This is a genomic window from Lysobacter sp. Soil_N_51 (genome assembly GCF_057655755.1).
In genome coordinates this window covers 359,230-383,237 of record NZ_JBDGLR010000004.1, presented here as the reverse complement: position 1 = coordinate 383,237, position 24,008 = coordinate 359,230, and the positions used below count along the sequence as shown (strand labels likewise).

Here is a 24,008-nt window from a genome sequence, read left to right as displayed (position 1 = left end):
GCATGAAGCACGCAGTCATTGAACAAGCAGGCAACGGCGAAGCAGGCGAGGGCGGGGCCGGCGGCCGCGCGACCAGGACGGCACCATCGACCCGGCGCGCGCGCCCGCGTGGCGCGATCGCCTGGGTCATGGCCATCGCGTTGATCGCCTTCAGCAGCGTCGCGCCGGCGCGGCAAGCCGTGCCCGTGGCCGGAGTCGACTACACGATCCTGACCAAACCCGCGCAGGCCTCGCCAGGCCCTGGCATCGAAGTCGTGCAGGTGTTCAGCTATGCCTGCGGCGCCTGCGCGAAGTTCGATCCGGCGATGCAAGCCTGGCGCCACAAGCTGCCGCGCGACGTGCGCTTCCAGTATGTGCCGGCGGTGTTCGGCGGCGCTTTCGATGCCGGCGCCAAGGCCTATTACGCGGCCGCGCAACTGGGCGTCGCGGACAAGACCCACGCGGCGATCTACCGCGCCGTGCATGTCGAGCAGACCCTGACCGGCGACAGTCCCGATCAGATCAGCGACGCTTACGCGCGCCTCGGCGTGGACCGCGCGCGCTTCGCCGGCGCGTATGCCAGCAAGAAAACCGACGAACGCGTGCAATGGGCGAGGTCCTACGCGATCGCCGCCGAGGTCGACAGCACGCCGACGATCATCGTGGCCGGCAAGTACAAGCTGGCGCCGAAGCCCGGCGCGGCGCCGGAAGCCCTGCTGACCACGGTCGACTACCTGATCGGGGTCGAGCGCGCCGCGCGCGCGAAGCGTTGAACGCCGATCCGCACGGACGCAACGAGGAGACGCCCTTGCTATACGACTCAATCCTGGACACCGTGGGACGCACGCCGATCGTCAGGATCAACCGGCTCGCGCCGGCCGGCGTCGACATCTACGTCAAGGTGGAGGCGCGCAATCCCAGCGGTTCGATCAAGGACCGGATCGCGGCCTCGATCCTCGACGACGCGATCGCGCGCGGCGCGCTGCGTCCGGGCCAGGCCGTGGTCGAGGCGACCTCCGGCAACGCCGGCGTCGCCCTGGCGATGGCCTGCGCGGTGCGCGGTTATCGTTTCGTGGCCTTCATCAGTGACAACTACTCGGTCGAGCGGCGGCGCCTGATGCGCGCGTACGGCGCTGAAGTCGTGCTGACGCCCGCGGCCGAAGGCGCGATGGGCCGCAGCCGCGCGGCGCGCGAATACGCCGAGCGCAGCGGCGCGTACTTCGCCGATCAGTACGCCAATCCGGCCAATCCGGCCTGCCACCGCGACAGCACCGCGCGCGAGATCCTGCAGGCGTTCGCGCAGCGACGGTTGGACTGGTTCGTATCGGGCTGGGGCAGCGGCGGCACCTTGAGCGGAGTAGGGGCGGCGCTGAAGGCCGCGCGTACCGACGTGCAGGTGGCGGCGGCCGAACCGGCGCGCGCGCGCGTGCTCGCCGGCCACCCGTGGACCGCGCACGAGATCGCCGGCTGGGCGCCCAACTTCATGCCCGCGGTGATGACGCCCGAAGTGGTCGACCGGACCGTGGCCGTGGAGGAAGACGAAGCGCGCGAGGCCGCGCGCGAACTCGCGCGCCAGGAAGGCCTGTGCTGCGGCATTTCTTCGGGCGCGGCGTTCGTCGCGGCGCGAAGAATCGCAGCGCAGGCGCCGGCCGGCAGCGCCGTGCTGACCATCCTGCCCGATACCGGCGAACGTTATCTGTCCACCTCGTTGTTCGACAGCGTCGACGCCTGAGTCGGCGCCGCGCCGATCAAGTCCGCATCCGTCTATTCCGCATTCCTGACGTAACCGCAACCGCAAAGTCCCCGATGACCGACGACACCCTCAGCCTGGAACAACTCAAGCGCAAGATCCTGCAGCGCGCGCTGGACAAGCGCATGCGCGAGGCCGCGCCCGCGTCGACGACGATCGCGATCGCCGACCGCGATGAAGGCCTGCCGCTGTCGTTCTCGCAGCAGCGGCTGTGGTTTCTGGACCGGCTGGAACCGGCCAGCGCCACGGCCTATCTGTTGCCGGCGGCGTTGCGTCTGAGTGGCACGCTCGATCGCGCCGCGCTGCGGACGACCCTGGACCGGATCGTGGCGCGGCACGAAGTCCTGCGCTGCGCCTTCGTCGAACGCGATGGCGCGGCGCGCGCGCAGCCCGCGCCCGCCGACATCGGCATGCCGATGCGCGAGGACGATTTGAGCGGACTGCCGGCGGATCAACGTCAGGCGCGGATGCAGGCGATCGTCGCCGAGGAATGCGCCACGCCGTTCGATCTCAGCCGGCCGCCGCTGGTGCGCTGCCGCTTGCTGCGGATGGACGAGCACGAGCATGTGGTGATCCTGGTGCAGCACCACATCGTCTCCGACGGTTGGTCGCTCGGCGTGCTGGTCGGCGAGATCGCGGCCCTGTATCAGGCTTGTCGTCTCGGCGCCGCCGATCCCTTGCCGCCGCTGCCGCTGCAGTACGGCGACTACGCCGCATGGCAACGCGATATCGACGACGGCGCCGCGATGCAGGCGCGACTGGAGGCCTGGCGCGCGCGCATCGGCGATGCGCCCGGTCTGCTGGCCCTGCCATCCGACCGCCCCCGACCGCCTCAGCAGAGCTTCGCCGGGGCGACGGTGCCCGTGGCGCTGCCCGCCGCGCTGGCCGCGCGCGTGCGCGAGTTCGCCCTGGCCTGGGACGCGACCGCGTTCAACGTGCTGCTCGCCGCCTGGTCGGTGCTGCTGTCGCGGCTTAGCGGCCAGCGCGATCTCGTGGTCGGCGTTTCGGCCGCCAATCGCGGCCGCAGCGAGGTCGAAGGGTTGATCGGCTTTTTCGTCAACACCCTGGCGCTGCGCGTGGACCTGCGCGATGCGCCCGACGTGGCGACGCTGATGCAGCGCACCCGCGAGACCCTGTCGTTCGCCTACTCGGCGCAGGACGTGCCGTTCGAACGCGTGGTCGACGCGGTGCGGCCCGCGCGCAGCCTCGCGCATGCGCCGTTGTTCCAGGCCATGTTGAATTTCGACAACACCCCGGTCGCGGCGCTGGACCTGCACGAGTTGCGGGTCGAGCCCGTGCGCCTGGAGCAGGCCGCGACCCATTTCGACCTGACCCTGGCGTTGAGCGACGACGGCGAACGCATCCAGGGCCGGCTGGAATACGCCACCGACCTGTTCGACGCCGCCACCGCGCAGCGCTGGGCCGGCCACTTTCTCGCCGCGCTCGAATCGCTGACTCAGGCCGCGCCGTCGACCGCGGTCGACGCGCTGGATGCACTGGGTCCCGGCGAGCGCACGAGGCTGCTGCGCGACTTCAACCGCACCGAGACCGTGTTCGCGGAAGAACTGTTGATCCACCGCATGATCGAAGCGCAAGCGCGCATAACGCCGCAGGCGGTGGCGGTGGAATTCGAAGGCGCGCAGCTGAGCTACGCGCAACTGGATGCGCGCGCCAATCGTCTGGCGCGTTACTTGCGCGCGCGTGGATGCGGCCCCGACGTGCTGGTCGCGATCGGCATGGAACGTTCGCTGGAAATGGTGGTGGCCCAACTCGGCGTATTGAAGGCCGGCGCCGCGTTCCTGCCGCTGGATCCGTCCTATCCGCTCGATCGTCTGGCTTACATGCTGGAGGACGCATGCCCGCGCATTCTGCTGAGTCAGGCGCGGCTGGCATCGATGTGGCCGGCGCAAGCCTCGCGCGAAACTCTGGCCTTGGACACGCAATGGGGCGAGGTCGAGGCGTATCCAGCGACGCCGCTCGAGGCGACGGACGAGGCGCCGACTGAACTGACGCCCGATCACTTGGCCTACGTCATCTACACCTCAGGTTCCAGCGGCCGGCCGAAGGGCGTGATGGTGCATCACCGCGGCATCGCCAATCACATGGCGTGGCTGCGCGCGCAATACCCGATGGACACCCGCGACATCCTGATCCAGAAGACGCCCTTCAGCTTCGACGCCTCGATCTGGGATTTCTTCAGCGCGCTGATCTGCGGCGCGCGTCTGCTGGTCGCCGCGCCGGGCCGCCATTTCGACGCCGACTATCTCGTCGAGTTAATCCTGCGCGGCGGCGCGACCCGGCTCAAGCTGGTTCCGACCTTGCTGCGGGCGATGCTGGATCACCCGCGCTTCGGCCAATGCACCTGCCTGCGGCAGGTGTTTTCCGGCGGCGAAGCGCTGCCGTACGAACTCGCCCAGCGCTTCTTCCAGGTGCTGCCGGGGACCGAGCTGTTCAACCATTACGGACCGACCGAAACCTCGGTCAACGTCTGCTATGCGCGTTGCCGGCCGGACGATCCGGGCGCGCGCGCGCCGATCGGCTGGCCGATCGCCAACACGCGGTTCTACATCGTCGATGCGGCGATGCGCCCGGTGCCGGTGGGCGCGCCGGGCGAGTTGCTGATCGGCGGCGTGCAGGTCGCGCGCGGCTATCTCAACCGTCCCGACCTCACCGACGAACGTTTCGTCGCCGATCCGCTGGATCCGGCCGGCGGCCGCGTCTATCGCACAGGCGATCTATGCCGCTGGCTCGACGACGGCAGCGTGGAATACCTCGGGCGCAACGATCAGCAGGTCAAGATCCGCGGGTTCCGCATCGAACTGGGCGAGATCGAAGCGCAACTGCTCGCGGCCGCGGACGTGCGCGAGGCGGTGGTGGTGGCGCGCGCGGGCGAAGCCGGCGAGAGCGGCGGGCCGGGCGACGCGCGGCTGGTGGCCTATGTGGTCGCGCACGACGGCGCCGAGCCCGATCCGTCGGCGTTGCGCGCCGGGCTGGTCGCGAGCTTGCCCGAGTACATGGTGCCGGCGGCGATCGTGCGGCTCGCGGCGTTACCGCTGACGCCCAACGGCAAGCTCGACCGCAATGCGCTGCCGGCGCCGGACCGCGGCGCGATGGCGGTGCGCGGCTTCGTGGCGCCGCTGACGCCGACCGAACAGCGGGTGGCGGCGCTGTGGCGCGAACTGCTGGGGCTGGAACAGGTCGGACGCGACGACGGCTTTTTCGAATTGGGCGGGCATTCGATGCTCGCGATCCGGATGGTCGCCAGGCTGCGCGAGCAAGGCGCCGCGGTCGATGTGCGCGCGGTGTTCGCAGCCCCAGTGCTGCATGCGTTCTGCGCGCAGCTCGATGCCGGCACCGGCCGCGCGGCGAGCGCGATCGACGCGGGCGGGGTGCCTAAAAACGCGACCAGGCTGCAACCGGACATGGTCCCGCTCGCGGGTCTGTCGCAGGTCGAGCTGGACAGCATCGCCGCGCGGGTTCCGGACGGCGCGTCGGGCATCCAGGACGTGTATCCGCTCGCGCCGTTGCAGCAGGGCATCCTGTTCCATCATCTGGCAGAAGATGTCGGCGATCCGTATCTGTCGACGTTCGTGCTCGGCTTCTCGGACCGGCGTGGACTCGAGCGTTTCGTGGAGGCGCTGCGCACGGTCGTGGCGCGGCACGACATCCTGCGTAGTTCGATTCACTGGCAGGGCCTGACGCAACCGGTGCAGGTGGTGCATCGCGAGGTCGATCTGCTGCTGCGCGAAGCGACGGTGCCGGCGGGCGAGGACACGGTCGCCTGGCTGTCGCGCATCGCCGATCCGGCGACGGTCCGCATCGCGCTCGATCGCGCGCCGCTGATCGCGCTGCATGCCGCGCCCGAGCGCGCCGGCGACAACACCGATAATCGCGCCGATGATCGCGCAAGCGGGGAATGGCGGCTCGCGCTGGTCAATCATCACCTGATCAGCGATCACGTCACCCTCGAACTGATCCTGCGCGAGGTCGCGGCCTTGCTCGACGGCCGCGCCGCGCAATTGCCCCGTCCGGTGCCGTTCCGCCAGCACATCGCCGCGATCGCCTCGCAATCGGCGCAAGCGCAAGAAGCCTATTTCACCGACTTGCTGGGCGATGTCGACGCGCCGACCGTCGCCTTCGGCGTGGATACGCTGCGCGGCGGCCCGTCCGGGTTGCACGAGGCGCGGCAGTCGCTGTCGGCGCGACTGGCCTCGCGCATCCGCGCCGTTGCGCGTGCGCGCGGCATCGCGCCGGCCGCGCTGTTCCACGTGGCCTGGGCGCAAGTGCTGGCGCGCTGCAGCGGACGCGACGACGTGGTGTTCGGCACCGTGCTGTCCGGACGCATGGGCGGCGATCGCGTGGACGAGATGATGGGTGTGTTCATCAACACGCTGCCGTTCCGCCTGCGCATCGACCGGCGCGATGCCGGCAGCGCGGTCGACGCGGCGGTCGCGCAACTGGCGGCGCTGCTGGGACATGAGCACGCGCCGCTGGCGCTGGCCCAGCGCTGCAGTGCGGTGCCCGCGCCGCAACCGCTGTTCACCACGCTGCTCAATTACCGCCACACCGTGTCCCTGGCCGAGCCCGGCCCGGGCGGCGCCGACTGGGACCGCATCCGCGTGTTGTTCATGGAGGAGCGCACCAACTATCCGCTGTCGATGTCGGTCAACGACGAAGGCGACGGCTTCACTTTGGTCGTGCACTGTGCGCGCGAGATCGATCCGGTGCGTACTATCGGCTTGCTCGATCTCGCGCTTGACGGCCTGGCCGAAGCGCTTGGCAGCGCCTCCGCGACCGGCGTGTGCGATCTCGAGGTGCTGCCCGCATCCGAGCGCGCGCTCACGCTGGAGCAGTTCAATGCCACCACGGTCGATTATCCGCGCGGGCTCACCGTGCATGGCTTGTTCGAAGCGCAGGCCGCGCGCACGCCCGATGCGGTCGCGGTGGAATACGAAGGCGAGACCTTGAGCTACGCGCAACTCGACGCCGCCGCCAACCGCGTGGCGAACCGGCTGCGTTCGTCCGGGATCGGACCGGAGGCGCGGGTCGCGATCTGCGCGGAGCGCTCGCTGCATCTGCCGATCGGCCTGCTCGGCATCCTCAAGGCCGGCGCCGCGTACGTGCCGCTGGACCCGGCGTATCCGCACGAGCGCTTGAGCTACATGCTGGAGGACTCGGGTGCGGCGGTGCTGTTGATGCAGTCGGGCCTGGTGGAAACGCTGCCGCAACTGGCGGCCGCATGCGAGCGGGTCTGGCGACTGGACGACAGCAGCGAGTGGTCCGATTACGGCGCGCAGGCCGCGCCGGTAGCGGATTTGAGCGAGACCAACCTGGCGTATGTCATCTACACCTCCGGCTCGACCGGCCGTCCGAAAGGGGCGATGAACCAGCACGACGGCGTGGTCAATCGCCTGCTGTGGGCCCGCGATCATTTCGGCGTCAATGCAGGCGATGTCGTGTTGCAGAAGACCTCGTTCGGATTCGACGTGTCGGTGTGGGAAATCTTCCTGCCGCTGCTGAGCGGCGCCAGGCTGCTGCTGGCGCGGCCGGGCGGGCAATCCGATCCGGCCTACCTGTCGCGCACGATCGGCGAGCGCGGAGTGACCATGGCGCATTTCGTTCCGTCGATGCTCCAGGCCTTCCTCGACGCGGGCGATGCCGAGGCCTGCAAGGGACTGCGGCAGGTGCTGTGCAGCGGCGAAGCGCTGTCGGCGCGGCTGCAACAGCGCTTCCGGCAATGGCTGCCGCAAACGCGGCTGCATAACCTGTACGGACCGACCGAAGCGGCGGTGGACGTGACTTGCTGGGCCTGCGAAGAGCGCGCGCCCGAGTCGGTGCCGATCGGTCGGCCGATCGCGAATACGCGCATGTACGTGCTCGACCAGCGACACCGGCCGGTGCCGCTGGGAGCGACGGGCGAGTTGTATATCGGCGGCGTGCAGGTCGGCCGCGGCTATTGGAATCGCCCGCAGCTCACCGCCGAGCGCTTCCTGCCCGATCCGTTCGCGCGGCAAGGGCGGATGTACCGCACCGGCGACCTGGGCCGTTGGCGCGAGGACGGTGCGCTCGAGTATCTCGGGCGCAGCGATTTCCAGGTAAAGATCCGCGGCTACCGGGTCGAGCCGGGCGAAATCGAAGCCTGCCTGGCCGCGCACGCGGGCCTGGACGACGCGCGCGTGGTCGCGCGCGACTTCGGCGACGGCGATCGCAAGTTGGTGGCCTATGCGCTGCCGTCGGCGCGCAACGCCGCGCTGCCGCGCGCGATGGCTGCGCTGGCGGCGCAGACGGATGCGCAGACGCTGGAACTCGACGGCCTCGGCGAGGTGTTCCATCTCAACACCAGTGAAACGCGCTTCCTGCACGAGGAGATTTTCGGCGGCGATGCCTATCGCCGCCACGGCGTGCGCCTGGACGACGGCTGCTGCGTGTTCGACGTCGGCGCGAACATCGGCATGTTCGCGATGTACGTCGGCGCGCACTGCCGCGACGCGCGGATTTTCGCGTTCGAACCGATCCCGCAGGTGCACCGCATCCTGCGCTTGAACGCCGAACTGCGCGGGCTGGACGCGACCGTCTACGATTGCGGCCTGGCCGCGGCGCCGGGCGAGGCTGAGTTCATTTTCTATCCGCACAACAGCATCGTCTCCAGCAGCGTGCTCGATGCCGATGTCTCGCGCGGCGTGGTCGAGTCCTATCTGAGTTCGTCCTCCGTCGATGCTTCCGGCACCGGCGAAGATCTGCACGAACTGCTGGACGAGCGCATGCAGGGCGAACGGGTGCGAAGGCCGTTGCGAACCGTCTCGCAGATCATCGACGAACACGAGGTCGCTTGCATCGATCTGCTGAAGGTGGATGTGGAAGGCGCGGAGCTGGAGGTGCTGCTCGGCATCGATCCCTCGCATTGGCCACGCGTGCGTCAGGTGGCGGTGGAAGTGCACGACGTGGACGGGCGGCTGGCGCGCGTGCGCGATCTGCTCGAGAGCCACGGTTTCGCCGTCGCCAGCGAGCAGGATGCGGCGCTGGCCGGAACCGCGTTGCACAACGTCTATGCGATCCGTCCTGAGGCGGCGTCACCGGCCGACGCACCGCGCGCACTCGCGACGCAGGCGGCGCGCTGGAACGGACGCGGCGCGCTCGAGCGCGATTTGCGCGCGCACGTCGCGGTGCTGCCCGAGTACCTTCGCCCGGCGCATTACGTGTTCGTCGCGCGGATCCCGACCACCGCCAACGGCAAGCTGGATCTGAGCGCGTTGCCGGCGCCGGGACGCGGTCCCGCTCTAGCCAGCCGTCGCGAGCCGCCGGCCGACCGCGGCGAACGCGACCTCGCCGTGCTGTGGAGCGAATTGCTCGGCGTCGCCGAGGTTTGCCGCGACGACGATTTCTTCTTGCTCGGCGGCCACTCGCTGTCCGCGTTGCAGCTTGCGCTCCGGGTACGCGAGCGCCTGGGCATCGCCCTGACCGTGCGCGACGTGTTCGCGCATACGACATTGGCCGCGATGGCGGCCGCGGCGACCGAGAAAGGCCTGTCGGCCTTCGATGCCCAGGCGGTGCAGGAGGCCAGCGCGGGTCTCGACGGGCTCAGCGAAGAAGAACTGCTGGCGCTGCTGGACGAATAAGCGCCGTGGCCCGATGGGCGAAACGATGGACGTGCGGGACCGACGACGAAATGGAATCCAGGTAATGACGCAAAATCGAGACGATGCAGGCGACAACGGACAGCGGCAGGACGGCGACGATCGCATCCGCGGCGACCACGCGGGCGAGGGCGGGGCGGGCGAGCGCGTGACGGACGAGCAAGCGGCGCGCAACCGGCTGGACGCGTTGCGCCGCGCGGTCGCGCTCAAGCGTCTGCGCGCGTCTGGTGCGCAGGCGAACACCGACGCCACCGGCATTGCTCGCATTGATCGCGATGGCCCGTTGCCGTTGTCGTGGGGCCAGCGTCGGCTGTGGTTTCTGCACCGTCTCGGCGGCGCCGGCGGCGATGCCTACCGAATCGGCGCCGCGCTGAGGTTGCTCGGTCCGTTGCGTGGCGACGTGCTGCAGGGCGCGCTGAGCGATCTGACCGCGCGGCATGAGATCCTGCGCAGCCGCATTCTCGACCGCGACGGCGAGCCGGAGTTGACGATCGTCGACGCGGCCGATTTCGCCCTCGCGCAGTCCGATCTGTCCGGCGTTGGCGATCACGGCGAACGCGAATCGCGGCTGCGCGAACTGTGCGGCGAAGAAACCGGAATGCCGTTCGACCTGCAGCGCGAAGCGCCGATGCGCGCGCGCCTGATCCGCCTCGCCGACGAGGACCACGTGCTGGTGATGACCCAGCACCACATCGTCTCCGACGGCTGGTCGATCGGCATCCTGGTGCGCGAGCTCGCGGCGCTGTACGCCGCGCGCCTGGACGCCTTGCCCGATCCACTGCCGCCATTGCCGCTGCAATACGTGGATTTCGCCGCGTGGCAGCGCGAGCGTCTGCACGGCGACGGCTTCGACGCCGCCTTGTCGGCCTGGAGGCAGGCGCTGGACGGCGCGCCGATGCTGTCGACGCTGCCCGGCGACTTCGCGCGTTCCGGCGTGGCGCGCCATCGCGGCGCGCGAGTCGTCATCGGCTGGCCGCAAACCGTGAGCGCTGCGGTGCGCGCGCTTGCCGCGCGCTGCGGCGCCACCCCGTTCGCGGTCATCCTCGCTGCCTGGAACGTGCTGCTGGCGCGCATGAGCGGCCAGCGCGACCTGGTCGTCGGCATGCCGGTCGCGCATCGTCCGCGCACCGAATTGGAAGGTTTGATCGGTTTCTTCGTCGACACCTTGCCGGTGCGGGTACGGCTGGACGAGAGCATCGGCGCCGAGCGCCTGGTGCGCGCCGTGCATGACGAACTGCTGAGCTGCTTCGAACGCCAGGAGGTACCGTTCGATCGCATCGTCGACGCGGTGCGTCCGCAGCGTGCGCTCGGCCACGGCCCGCTGTTCCAGACCCTGGTGTCGTTGAACAACACGCCGTCGGCGACACTGCGGCTGGGTCGCCTGCGCATCGAGGACTTCCCGCTGGAGCAGCAGACCGCCAGCCACGACTTGGTGCTGAATCTTAGCGAAGCCGCCGATGGCATCGTCGGCAGCCTGACTTACGACGGCGATCTGTACCGCCACGAGAGCGTCGAGCGCTGGGCCGATTACCTGCAGCGATTGCTGCTCGAGATGGCGCGGGATCCCGCCGCGCCGGTCGATGCGCTGGCGCTGCTTCCGCCGTCCGAGCGTTCGTTGCTGCTGGAAACGTTCAACGCGACCGATCGCGTCTACCCACCGATGGCGACCTTGCATGCCGGTTTCGAAGCGCAGGCGCGAACGACGCCCGATGCGGTGGCGGTGGAGTTCGAAGGCTCGCGGCTGACTTACGGCGAGTTGAATGCTCAGGCCAATCGCTTGGCGCATACCTTGCTGGCGCGGGGCGTGCGGCCGGACGACCGGATCGGGCTGTGCGTCGAGCGCGGTCTGGCGATGACGGTAGGTTTGCTGGGAATTCTGAAGTCCGGCGCGGCTTACGTGCCGCTGGATCCGTCGCTGCCGGCGCAACGCGTGCAGGCGATGGTGGCCGATTGTCGGCCGCGGCTGGTGCTGGCCGATGTGGCTGGCGCGGTGCTGTTGTCCGCCGAGGTGTTGGCATCGGAAACGATGCTGCGGCTGGACGAGCCCGAGTCGTGGTCGCTCATTGAGACCGATCCGGACGCGCAGGCATTGGGTCTGAAGCCGGATCATCTGGCCTACGTGATCTACACCTCCGGTTCGACCGGCACGCCGAAGGGCGCGATGAACCAACACGACGGCGTATGCAACCGTCTGCAGTGGGCGCGCGAAGTGTTCGCTGTCGGTTCGGACGACCGCGTCTTGCAAAAGACGCCGTTCGGTTTCGACGTGTCGGTGTGGGAGTTCTTCCTTACCTGGTCGGTCGGTGCGCGCTTGGTGCTGGCGCGTCCGGGCGGCCATCAGGACCCGGCATATCTGAGTGAGCTGATCGAACGCAGCGGCACGACCGTGCTGCACTTCGTGCCGTCGATGCTGGATGCGTACCTGCGGCATGGACGCGAGGGTTCGCTGTCGGGCGTGCGCGCGGTGCTGTGCAGCGGCGAAGCCTTGAGCGGCGAATTGCGCGACCGATTCCTGTCGGCGTATCCGCACGTGGCGCTGCATAACCTCTACGGCCCAACCGAAGCCGCGGTCGACGTGACATGGTGGACCTGCACGGCCGGCGAAAGCGGCTCGGTTCCGATAGGTCGCCCGGCGCCGAACGTCCGGATGTATGTGCTGGACGGCGGTTTGCGACCGGTACCGCTCGGCGCGGTCGGCGAGTTGTATATCGGCGGCGTGCAGGTCGGGCGCGGCTATTGGAACCAGCCCGAACTGACATCGCAGCGATTCATTGAAAACCCTTTCGTCGCGGGCGACCGGCTGTACCGAACCGGCGACCTGGGTCGCTGGCGCGAAGACGGCGCGCTGGAGTATCTCGGCCGCAACGATTTCCAGGTGAAGCTGCGCGGCTTCCGCATCGAACTGGGCGAGATCGAAAGCGCGCTGCGCCAATGCGATGGCGTCCGCGAGGCGGTGTTATGCCCGCATGCCGACGGCGGCGGCGAACCACGGCTGGTGGCGTATATCGAAGGTGAGCCGCTGCAAGTCGCCGCGCTAAGGCAGGCGCTGGGCGAACGACTGCCCGAGTACATGGTGCCGGCGCTGTACGTTGCAGTGACGCAATGGCCGCTGAGCGCGAACGGCAAGCTCGACCGCAGCCGCCTGCCGGCACCGGACTCGGCGGCGTACGCACAACGCGACTACGCCGAGCCTGAAGGCGAGGCCGAACAAGCGCTGGCGCGCATCTGGTCGCAGGTGCTGAACGTCCCGCGCGTCGGGCGTCACGACAATTTCTTCGAACTCGGCGGCGATTCGATGCGGATCCTGCGGCTGGTCGAACCGCTGGCGCGCGCGGGCTGGCGATTGCAGGTCGGCGACGTGTTCTCCGCGCCGGAACTGGCGGCGCTGGCGCGACGCATGACACTGGACGGCGCCTCGGAAACGGCCGTCGCGATACCGCCGAACCTGATTCCCGCCGACGCCGAGCGCATCGAGCCGCACATGCTGCCGCTGATCGCCTTGCCGCAGGCGAGCATCGATGCGATCGCCGCGGCGGTGCCGGGCGGCGCGAGCAACATCCAGGACATCTATCCGCTCGCACCGCTGCAGGAAGGCATCCTGTTCCACCATCTGCTGCAGACCCAAGGCGACACCTATCTGTTGCGCGCGGTGATCGGGTTCGACAGCCGCGCGCGCCTGGACGGGTTCCTGCGCGAACTGCAGGCGACCATCGACAGCCACGACGTGCTGCGCACGGTGGCCTGCTGGGAAGGCGTGCCGGAGCCGGTGCAAGTGGTGTTGCGCCGGGCGACGTTGCAACTGGAACAGATCGCGACGCAGCCGGGTCAGACCCCGCGCGCGGCGCTGCAAGCGCATACCGATCCGGCGCGGCTGCGCCTGGATCTGCGCCAAGGTCCGCTGCTGCGCGCTTACGCGATAGCGGACGAGGGCGGCGAATGGCTGCTCGCGCTGGTCAACCATCACTTCATCAGCGACCACATCACCCTGGCGGAGGTGGTCGAGGAAATCGCCATGCGTCTGGCGGGGAAGGGCGCGCAATTGCCGGCCGCGGTGCCGTTCCGCGAGTTCATCGCGCGCGCGCGGCTGAGCGGCAGCGCCGATCACGAGGCGTACTTCCGGCGCGCGCTCGGCGATGTTGAAGAACCGACCGCGCCGTTCGCGATCCTGGACGTGCGCGATGCCGGCGCGGCCGCGACCGAGTCGCGTCAGCCATTGCGCGAAGAACTGGCGCTGCGCCTGCACCGGCTGGCGCGCGCGCGCGGCGTGCCGCTGTCGGCCTTGCTGCACGCGGCCTGGGCGCTGACCCTGGCCGCGTGCACCGGCCGTCGCGATGTGGTGTTCGGCTCGGTACTGTCGGGACGCATGCGCGAAGCCGGCGCGGCGCGCGCGCTCGGCGTGTTCATCAACACACTGCCGCTGCGCATCGCGCTCGACGGCGTCGATGCGAACGCACTGGTCGAGCGCACGCGCCAGGCGCTGGCCGAACTGTTGCGGCATGAGCAGGCCTCGCTGGCGTTGGCCCAGCGCTGCAGCGACGTCGAGGCGCCGTTGCCGTTGTTCACGGCCTTGCTCAACGTGCGCCATGCCGGATCGGGTTCCGAACTCGCTTCGGACCCCGATCAGCAGGCGAACGCGGGCCTGCAAGGCCTGCGCGTGCATGCCGGCCGCGAACGTTCCAACTATCCGCTGACCCTGTCGGTGGATCTGGCCGGTCAGGCGATCACCCTGGTCGCGATGTGCGCGCCGGGAATCGACGCGGCGGCCATGGCCGAGCGTTACGCCTGCGCGATCGAACGCCTGCTGGCGGCGGTCGAATGCGACGATCCGACCCCCGCGCATGCGTTGCCGGTGCTGCCGCCGCGCGAGCGCGCGCGACTGGTGGACGAGTTCAACGCGACCGCCGTGCCGTACCGGCGCGACGATCTGATCCATACCGGCTTCGAGCGTCAGGCGCGCCTGCGCCCGGACGCGGTCGCGGTGATCGCCGACGGCGGTTCCTGCTGCTACGGCGAACTCAACGCGCGCGCCAACCGGATCGCCCATCGCCTGTTGGCCATGGGCGTGCGTCCGGGTGAGCGCATCGCGATCTGCGCCGAACGCGGCGTGGCGATGGTGGCGGCGCTGCTCGGCATCCTCAAGGCCGGCGGCGCTTACGTGCCGCTGGATCCCGCATACCCGCCCGATCGCCTGGCCTACATGCTCGAAGACGCCGCGCCGGTGGCGCTGCTGGCCGATGGCCATCTGCTCGACGATCCCGGCGTGCTCGGCTTGGCCGCGCTCGATGCGGGTGACCCGCCGATGCAGGTGCTGCGCCTGGATGATGAGCGCGCGGTGGTGGGCTATCCCGATCACGACCCCGATGCGGCTTCGCTCGGCATCGTTTCCGACCAACTCGCGTATGTGATCTACACCTCCGGCTCGACCGGCCTGCCGAAGGGCGTGATGGTGCAGCATCGCCCGGCGGTCAATCTGTTCGAATGGGTGGAGCGCAGTTTCGGCGTGGGCGCGGACGACACTCTGCTGTTCACCACCTCGCTGTGCTTCGATCTGTCGGTGTACGACTTGTTCGGCATCCTGGGCTCGGGCGGGCGGGTGCGCGTGGCCACGCGCGAGGAAGTCGCCGACCCGCGCGCCCTGGTCAAGATCCTGCGCGAGGAACGGATCACTTTCTGGGATTCGGCCCCGGCGGTGTTCGCCCAGCTCGTGCCGTTCTTGCAGGACGGCGTGCAATCGCCGTGGTTGCGACTGGCGTTCTTCAGCGGCGACTGGATCGCGCTGGAGCTGCCCGACGCGGTCCGCGCCGCGTTTCCGAACTGCCGGCCGATCGGCCTGGGCGGCGCCACCGAAGCGGTGGTGTGGTCGAACTATTTCCCGATCGGGCGCGTCGATCCGGCATGGCCGAGCATTCCCTACGGCCGGCCGATCCAGAACGCGCGCTATTACGTGCTCGACGCCGATCTCAACCCGGTGCCCGAAGGCGTGGCCGGCGATCTGTACATCGGCGGCGAATGCCTCAGCGCCGGCTATTTCCGCCGCGAAGCGCTGACCGCCGAGCGCTACCTGTCCGACCCGTTCGTCGCGCACGATCCGCAGGCGCGGATGTACCGCACAGGCGATCGTGCCCGCCATCGCGGCGACGGACAGCTGGAGTTCCTCGGACGCCTGGACAGCCAGGTCAAGATCCGCGGATTCCGCATTGAGCTGGGCGAGATCGAGGCGCAGTTGCTCGATGCGGGCGACGCGCATGCGGCGCTGGTCGAGGTACGCGAGTTCGCGCCGGGCGATCGTCGATTGGCCGCCTATGTCGTTCCGGTCGATCCGGCAACGTGGTCGGCCGCGGCCACGCGCGACCGTCTCGCCGCGCGCTTGCCGGACTACATGATGCCGTCGGCCTTCGTCGTGTTGGACGCGTTGCCGTTGACCTCCAACGGCAAGGTCGATCGCGCGGCCCTGCCGATGCCGGAAGGACAGGAGGCGGTGGTCCGCCGCGCCTACGCCGCGCCGCAAGGCGCCGAGGAAACCGCATTGGCCGAGGCCTGGTCGGCGGTGTTGGGCATCGATGAAGTCGGACGTGACGACTCGTTCTTCGAACTGGGCGGGCACTCGCTGTCGGCGATCGCGCTGATCGAGCGGCTGCGTCACGGCGGCCGCATCCTCGACGTGCGCGCGGTGTTCGACACGCCGGAGCTGGCACGGATGGCGGCGCGGCTGCGTACGCTCGACGACGCGCAAGCGTCGGACGCGTTCGCGACCGATGCCAGCGGCATCGCGGTCGACGCGACGCGGATCGAGCCGCATATGCTCGATCTGGTGACGCTGGATCAGGCGCGCATCGATACGATTGTCGCGTCGGTCGATGGCGGCGCGGGCAATGTGCAGGATATGTATTCGCTGGCGCCGTTGCAGGAAGGGATCTTGTTCCACCACCTGCTCGGCGGCAGCGGCGACGCGTATCTGCTGCGCACCGTGATCGCGTTCGACAGCGACGCCCAGGCCGATGCGTTCCTGGATGCGCTGCAGGCGGTGATCGATCGCCACGACATCCTGCGCACGGCGCTGCACTGGGAGGGCGTGGAAGCGCCGTTGCAGGTCGTGCGCCGGCAGGCGGTGTTGCCGCGCATCGATCACGGCCGCATGGCCGACGCACATGCCGCCACCGCGGCTTTGCTGGCGGCGACCGATCCGGATCGCACCCGCCTGGATCTGCGCCGGGCACCGCTGCTCGCCGCCCATCGCGTGCACGCGGCCGACAGCGGCGAATGCCTGCTCGGATTGCTCGCCCACCACGCGGTCTGCGATCACGTCACTCTGGCGATGATGATGCGCGAAGTGCTGGCCTTGATGTCCGGCGACGAGCTGCCGAGGCCGCTGCCGTACCGTCGCTTCATCGCGCATACGCTGTCGGTGCCGCGGCAGGCGCACGAAGCGTATTTCCGCGCCCGCCTGGCCGACCTCGCCGAACCGACCTTGCCGTTCGGGGCGAACGATGTACGCGGCGACGGCAGCGCGTTGCGCGAGGCGACCGAGCAGTTGCCGGGCGCATTGTCCGAAGCCTTGCGCGCCCGCGCGCAGCGCATCGGCGTGCTGCCCGCGGCGCTGTTCCATCTGGCCTGGGCGCGGGTGCTCGCGGCCTGCGTGGACCGCGACGACGTGGTGTTCGGCACCGTGCTGTCCGGCCGCTTGCAGGGCGTGGCCGGGGCCGATCGCGCACTCGGCGTGTTCATCAACACCCTGCCGGTGCGGGTGCGACTGGATGCCTCGGATGTAGGCGCGGACGCCGCCGCGACCGTCGACGCGGCTTTGCGTGCGATGCAGGACGAACTCAACGCGCTGCTCGCGCACGAACAGGCGCCACTGTCGTTGGCGCAGCGCTGCAGCGCGGTCGCGCCGCCGACCCCGTTGTTCAGCAGCTTGCTCAACTATCGTCGGGGTGAAGCTGCCGACGCCCGCGCCGCCGAGGCGCTGGCGACGCAGGGCATGCGTCTGGTCGCCGGCGGCGAACGCACCAATTACCCGATCGCCATCGCGGTGGACGATACCGACGAGGGATTCTCCATCCTCGCCCAGTGCTCGCACTCCGCAGCGGCGGCGGACCCGGGCCGCCTGATCGGCTATCTGCGTACCGCGCTGGAGGCGCTGGCGAGCGATCAGGGCGCGGACGGCGTGCTTCCGCCGTGCGAGCGTTCGTTGCTGCTGGAAGAATTCAACGCGACCGATCGCGTCTACCCACCGATGGCGACCTTGCATGCCGGTTTCGAAGCGCAGGCGCGAACGACGCCCGATGCGGTGGCGGTGGAGTTCGAAGGCTCGCAGCTGACCTACGGCGAGTTGAATGCTCAGGCCAATCGTCTTGCGCATACCTTGTTGGCGCGGGGCTTGCGTCCCGACGATCGGATCGGGCTGTGCGTCGAGCGCGGTCTGGCGATGACGGTAGGTTTGCTGGGAATTCTGAAGTCCGGCGCGGCTTACGTGCCGCTGGATCCGTCGCTGCCGGCGCAGCGGGTGCAGGCGATGGTGGCCGATTGCCGGCCGCGGCTGGTGCTGGCCGATGCGGCCGGGGCAGTGTTGTTGTCCGAGTACTCGCCTGCAACGGAAACGATGCTGCGGCTGGACGAGCCCGAGTCGTGGTCGCGCATTGAGACCGATCCGGACGCGCAGGCGCTGGGTCTGAGGCCGAATCATCTGGCCTACGTGATCTACACCTCCGGTTCCACCGGTACGCCTAAGGGTGCGATGAACCAGCACGACGGGGTATGCAACCGTCTGCAATGGGCGCGCGAAGTGTTCGGCGTGGGCCCGAACGACCGTGTATTGCAAAAAACGCCGTTCGGTTTCGACGTATCGGTGTGGGAGTTCTTCCTTACGTGGTCGGTCGGTGCGCGCTTGGTGCTGGCGCGTCCGGGCGGCCATCAGGACCCGGTGTATCTGAGCGAGCTGATCGAACGCAGCGGCACGACCGTGCTGCACTTCGTGCCGTCAATGCTGGACGCGTACCTGCGGCATGGACGCGAAGACTCGCTGTCGAACGTGCGCGCGGTGCTTTGCAGCGGTGAAGCGCTGAGCGGCGAACTGCGCGACCGATTCCTCTCGGCGTATCCGCAGGTCGAACTACACAACCTCTACGGCCCGACCGAAGCCGCGGTCGACGTGACGTGGTGGACCTGCACGGTCGGCGAAAGCGGCGCGGTCCCGATCGGGCGGCCGGCGCCGAACGTGCGGATGTACGTGCTGGACGGCGGTTTGCGACCGGTGCCGCTCGGCGCGGTCGGCGAGCTGTATATCGGCGGCGTGCAGGTAGGTCGCGGGTATTGGAACCAACCCGAACTGACATCGCAGCGATTCATCGACAGCCCGTTCGTCGCGGGCGACCGGTTGTACCGCACCGGCGATCTGGCTCGCTGGCGCGAAGACGGCGCGCTGGACTACCTCGGCCGCAACGACTTCCAGGTGAAGCTGCGCGGCTTCCGCATCGAACTGGGCGAGATCGAAAGCGCGCTGCGCCAATGCGAGGGCGTCCGCGAGGCGGTGGTGTGCGCGCATACCGACGGCGGCAGCGATCCGCGACTCGTGGCTTACGTCGAAGGCGAGCCGCTGCAGGTGGCCGCGCTAAGGCAGGCGCTGGGCGAACGACTGCCCGAATACATGGTGCCGGCGCTTTACGTGGCAGTGAACGAGTGGCCGCTGAGCGCGAACGGCAAGCTCGACCGCAGCCGTCTGCCGGCGCCGGACTCGGCGGCGTATGCACAACGCGACTACGCCGCGCCGGAAGGCGAGGCCGAACAAACGCTTTCGCGCATCTGGTCGCAGGTGCTGAACGTGCCGCGCGTCGGGCGTCATGACAATTTCTTCGAACTCGGCGGCGATTCGATACGCAGCATCGCCGTGGTCGCCAAGGCGCGCGAGCACGCGATGGAATTCTCCATCGCCGATCTGTTCCGCACGCCGACGATCGCCGAACTCTCGCCTGGCGTGCGCGGGGTCGAAGTCTCGGCCGAGCGTCCGCGGCCGCGCGCATTGACGGCCGCCGACAGCGCGCGCCTGCCCGACGGCATCGAAGCGGCCTATGCGGCGACCCTGCTGCAACAGGGCATGATCTTCCACGCCCAGCTCGCCCGCGCCGAGGGCGCCTATCACGACGTTTTCAGCTACGAACTCGAACTGCCAAGCTGGAGCGAAACCAGCATGCGCGAAGCGCTGGACACGACGATGCGCCGTCATCCCGCGCTGCGCACCGGCTTCGTCCATGGCGGCTACAGCGAGCCGCTGCAACTCGTCCACGCGCGGGCGCCCGTGCCGCTGGAGGTGGTCGACCTGCTCGCCCAGGACGCTGATGCGCGCGCCGCCACCGTCGCCGCATTCGTCGCGCGCGAACGCGGCCGCGACTTCGATCTCGAACGCCCGCCGCTGTGGCGGGTGTTCGTGCACCGGCTCGACGAGCGTCGCATCCAGTACACGATGAGTTTCCATCACGCGATCCTGGATGGATGGAGCGTGGCGCTGATGCAGACCGAAGTGTTCGCCGCTTACCTGCGCTCGCTCGCGGGCGGCGATAGCGGTCAGCCGGAACCGCGGCCGCTGCAAGTGTCGCCGGCCGACGCGGTGGCGCTGGAACAGGCGGCATTGGACGATCCGCGCCAGGCGGCGTTCTGGCACACCGCGCTGGAGGGCTTCCAGCGCGGCGTGCTGCCGGCTCATGACGCCGGCGCGCAGGCGTCGGGCAGCTACCATGCCGAAGCGCTCGAGATCTGCGCGGATCACGAACGCGGCCTGCGCGATCTCGCCAATACCCTGGGCGTGCCGGTGCGGACGCTGCTGCTGAGCGCCCACCTGCGCGTGCTGGCCTCGCTGTGCGGCAATAGCGACGTCACTACCGGGCTGGTCTCCAATGTGCGGCCGGAAAGCGCCGACGGCGACCGCGCGCTGGGCCTGTTTCTCAACACGCTGCCGTTGCGCGCGCGGATGGCGCAGGGCCGCTGGCGCGACCTGGTGCTGCAGGTGCGCGAAGCCGAACTCGGCGCGATCGAACATCGCTACTACCCATACTTCCGCCTGCACCGCGAGCAGGGCGGCGAGCCCTTGTTCGAGACGATCTTCAACTACGTCAACTTCCACGCCTACGACGCTCTGGAGAACGCGGGCCTGCGGCTGTTGGGATCGCGCGTCCACGAGTGGACCGGTTATCCGCTCGACGTATCGTTCTCGCATACCGGCGGACGTTTGCTGCTGCAGGTGATCGTGGATCCCGCGCGGTTGTCGCCGACCCAGGCCGCGCGCATCGCCGGCTATCTGCGCGAGGCGATCGCCGCGCTGGTGAGCCGGCCCGATGCCGATCACGCCGCGCACCGGCTGTGCGAGTCCGATGAAGCCGAACGACTGCGTGGGTGGGAGCAAGGTCCCACGTTGCCCGACGACGACGTGCCCGCGACCGTTCACGCCGGCGTGGAAGCGCGCGTGCGTGCCTGCCCGGACAGCGATGCGATCGTCGATGGCGAACGGCGCCTGAGCTATGCCGAACTCGATGCCGGCGCCGAACGCGTCGCCCGACGCCTGCGCGCGCTCGGCGCGGGTCCGGGACGTTACGTCGCGCTGGTCATGGGCCGCGGCGCGGACCAGATCGTCGCCATGCTCGGCGTATTGAAGGCCGGCGCCGCGTACGTGCCGATCGATCCGGTGTACCCGGATGCGCGCATCGCCGACATGCTGGCCGACTGCGGCCCAGTGGTGGCGATCGCGCAGGCCACGATTGCGGAACGCTGGGGCAGGGTGGCCGGCGACGGCGATGCTCCGCTGTTGCTGATCGAAGATGCCTGCGCGCCCATCGAAGCGATGGACGTCTCGAACGAATCGGATGCCGCCGCGTCCGCATCCGACGCCGCCTACGTGATCTACACCTCCGGTTCGACCGGCCGGCCCAAGGGCGTCGTGGTCGAACATCGCAACGTGGTCCATCTGATCCGCAATCACCTGATCCAGTGCGGGCTGAGCGCCGCGGACCGGGTCATGCACTACGCCTCGTGCAGCTTCGACACTTCAGTTGAGGAGATATTCCCGGCGTTGTGGGCGGGCGCGACGATCGTCGTGCGTCCCGCGGCGCTGGTCGTGCCCGACGCGGATTTCGAGCGGTTCATGCGAGAGCAACGGATCACCGTGGCCGATCTGCCGACCGCGTTCTGGCATCGCTGGGTGCAGGCGTCGACGCGTGGCGATCTCGATCGTCCGGCGATCGGGCCGGACTTGCGTCTGGTGGTGGTCGGCGGCGAGAAAGCCGAGCCGGCGGCGTTGGCGCAATGGCGCGCCTTGCCGGCGACAGCGGCGACACGCTGGCTCAATACCTACGGCCCGACTGAAGCGACCGTGTACGCCACCGCCCATGCGCTGGCCTGCGCCGCCGCGCCGCAGGCCTGGGACGGCGGCATCGGCCGGCCGATCGCCGGTGTGCGAGTGCGCGTCGTCGATGCTTACGGCCAGCCCGCGCCGGTGGGCGCCGCCGGCGAGTTGTGGATAGGCGGCGACGGCGTGGCCCGCGGTTACCTCGACCGGCCCGCGCTGACCGACGAGAAGTTCCTGCGCGACGCCGATGGATCGCGTTGGTACCGCAGCGGCGATATCGCGCGTTGGCGCCACGACGGGCATCTGGAATTCCTCGGACGCGACGACGGCCAGACCAAGCTGCGCGGCTACCGCATCGAACTGGGCGAGATCGAGGCGGCGTTGCTGGCATGTTCCGCCGTGCGCGACGCGGCGGCGACGGTGCGCCGGGACGGCGACGGCGAGCCTCGCATCGTCGCCTACGTGGTGCCGGTCATCGGTGAAGCCATGGACACGCGCGGCCTGCGCGACGCCCTGGCCGAGCGACTGCCGGAGTACATGCTGCCCGCGGCGTTCGTCGCGCTGGAATCGATTCCGCTGCTGGCCAGCGGCAAGCTGGACAAAGCCGCGCTGCCGGCGCCGAGCGGCACCGCCGGCCTGGTGGCCTATGCCGCGCCGGCCGCGGGCGTCGAATCGGCGATAGCCGCGATCTGGTCGGAGATGCTCGGGGTCGAACGGGTCGGCCGCGACGATCACTTCTTCGAACTCGGCGGTCACTCGCTGATGATCGTCGGCATGATCGAGCGCTTGCGCGAGCAGGGCATCGCGCTGGACGTGCAGACGGTGTTTGCGGTTCCGCGTCTGGCCGAGCTGGCCGCGCGCGCGCTCGAAGCATCGACCGCCGACACGGACCTCGCATCCGCGCCATCCAATCCGCTGCAGGCCGGCGCGCAGCGCATAGTGCCCGCGCTGTTGCCGCTGGTGGACATGGACCAGGCCGACATCGACGCGCTCGTCGCCGCGGTGCCGGGCGGCGCGGACAACATCCAGGATGTGTATCCGCTGGGAACCTTGCAGACCGGCATCCTGTTCCATCATCTGATCCAGCGCGAAGGCGATCCCTACCTGTTGCGCTACGTGGTCCGCATCGACGGCCGTGCGCGCCTGGACAGCCTGCTGGCCCATCTGCAGCATGTCATCGACCGCCACGATGCGCTGCGCACGGGCGTGCATTGGGAATCGCTGCTGCAACCGGTGCAGGTCGTCCAGCGCCGCGCGCGACTGCCGGCGATCGAACTGCAACTGGACGCCGCGGAAGACGGCACCGAGCAGATGTTCCGCCTCACCGATCCAAGAGTGGCGCGCAAGGACCTGCGCGTGGCGCCGCTGCTGGAGGCGCGTTACGCGCGCGATCCGGGCGATGCCGCGGACGGTTGGCTGTTGGCCATTTTGGTGCATCACATGGTCAGCGATCACGTCAGCCAGAACCTGATCCTCGCCGAGGTCGATCTGCTGTTGCGCGACCGCGCCGATCTGTTGCAGCCGCCGGCGCCGTACCGCGACTTCATCGCCGCGCAACGCTCCACCTCGGCGGCCGAACAGCGGCGTTACTTCGAGGAACGCTTCGCCGATTTCGTCGAGCCGACGATCGTGTTCGGCGTACCCGAGGTGCGCGGCAGCGGCCACAGCGTGGTCGCGGTGCACGAGCCGGTATCGCCGGCCCTGGCCGCTGGCGTGCGCGCGAACGCGCAGCGGCTCGGGGTCGCGCCGGCGGTGCTGTTCCACATCGCGTGGGCGCGCTGTCTGTCGGTGCTGAGCGGCAGCGGCGATGTCGCTTTCGGTACGGTGCTGTCGGGCCGCCTGCAGGGCATCCGCGGTTCCGGACGGGCGATGGGGGTGTTCATCAACACCTTGCCGGTCCGGTTCCGCCTGGACGGCCTGAGCCTGCGCGCGGCGGTGGAACTGGCGTTCGGCGAATTGAGCGCGATCCTGCGTCACGAGCAGGCGCCGCTGGCGCTGGCCCAACGATGCAGCCCGACGGGTTCGCGCTCGCCGTTGTTCAATACCTTGTTCAATTATCGCCACAGTCCGATCGGCGATGCGCAACAATTGGCGCGTGCGCGCGAGACCTGGCAGGGCATCGAACTGGTCCTCGGCGAGGAGCGCACCAACTATCCGGTCGCGGTCTCGGTCGACGATCAGGGCGTCGGCCACGGCTTCGTCGTCAGCGTGCAGTGCGTGGCAGGGATCGATCCCGCCGCGGTGTGCATGATGATGCAGACCGCGATGGCGAATCTGGTCGCGGCGCTCGCGAGCGATCCCGAGCGGGCGCTGT

The 24,008-nt window shown here is 69.2% G+C and carries 3 protein-coding genes and 1 pseudogene; all 4 read left to right on the top strand.

What is annotated here, in order from left to right; genetic code table 11:
- The first annotated feature begins 2 nt into the window (after positions 1 to 2).
- On the top strand, positions 3 to 752 hold the full coding sequence (locus AC3A4T_RS09060; protein WP_487675080.1) for a thiol:disulfide interchange protein DsbA/DsbL: 750 nt from the start codon (positions 3 to 5) through the stop codon (positions 750 to 752).
- Positions 753 to 787: 35 nt separating this feature from the next.
- Complete coding sequence (gene cysK / locus AC3A4T_RS09055) at positions 788 to 1,711, top strand: cysteine synthase A (RefSeq protein ID WP_487675079.1); 924 nt, start codon at positions 788 to 790, stop codon at positions 1,709 to 1,711.
- Between the two features lie 74 nt (positions 1,712 to 1,785).
- A complete protein-coding gene (locus AC3A4T_RS09050; RefSeq protein ID WP_487675078.1) occupies positions 1,786 to 9,345 on the top strand; it encodes an amino acid adenylation domain-containing protein in 7,560 nt (2,519 codons plus the stop codon).
- A 64-nt stretch (positions 9,346 to 9,409) separates the two neighbouring features.
- A pseudogene (locus AC3A4T_RS09045) lies at positions 9,410 to 24,004 on the top strand (amino acid adenylation domain-containing protein); the annotation flags it as partial.
- Positions 24,005 to 24,008 lie beyond the last annotated feature (4 nt).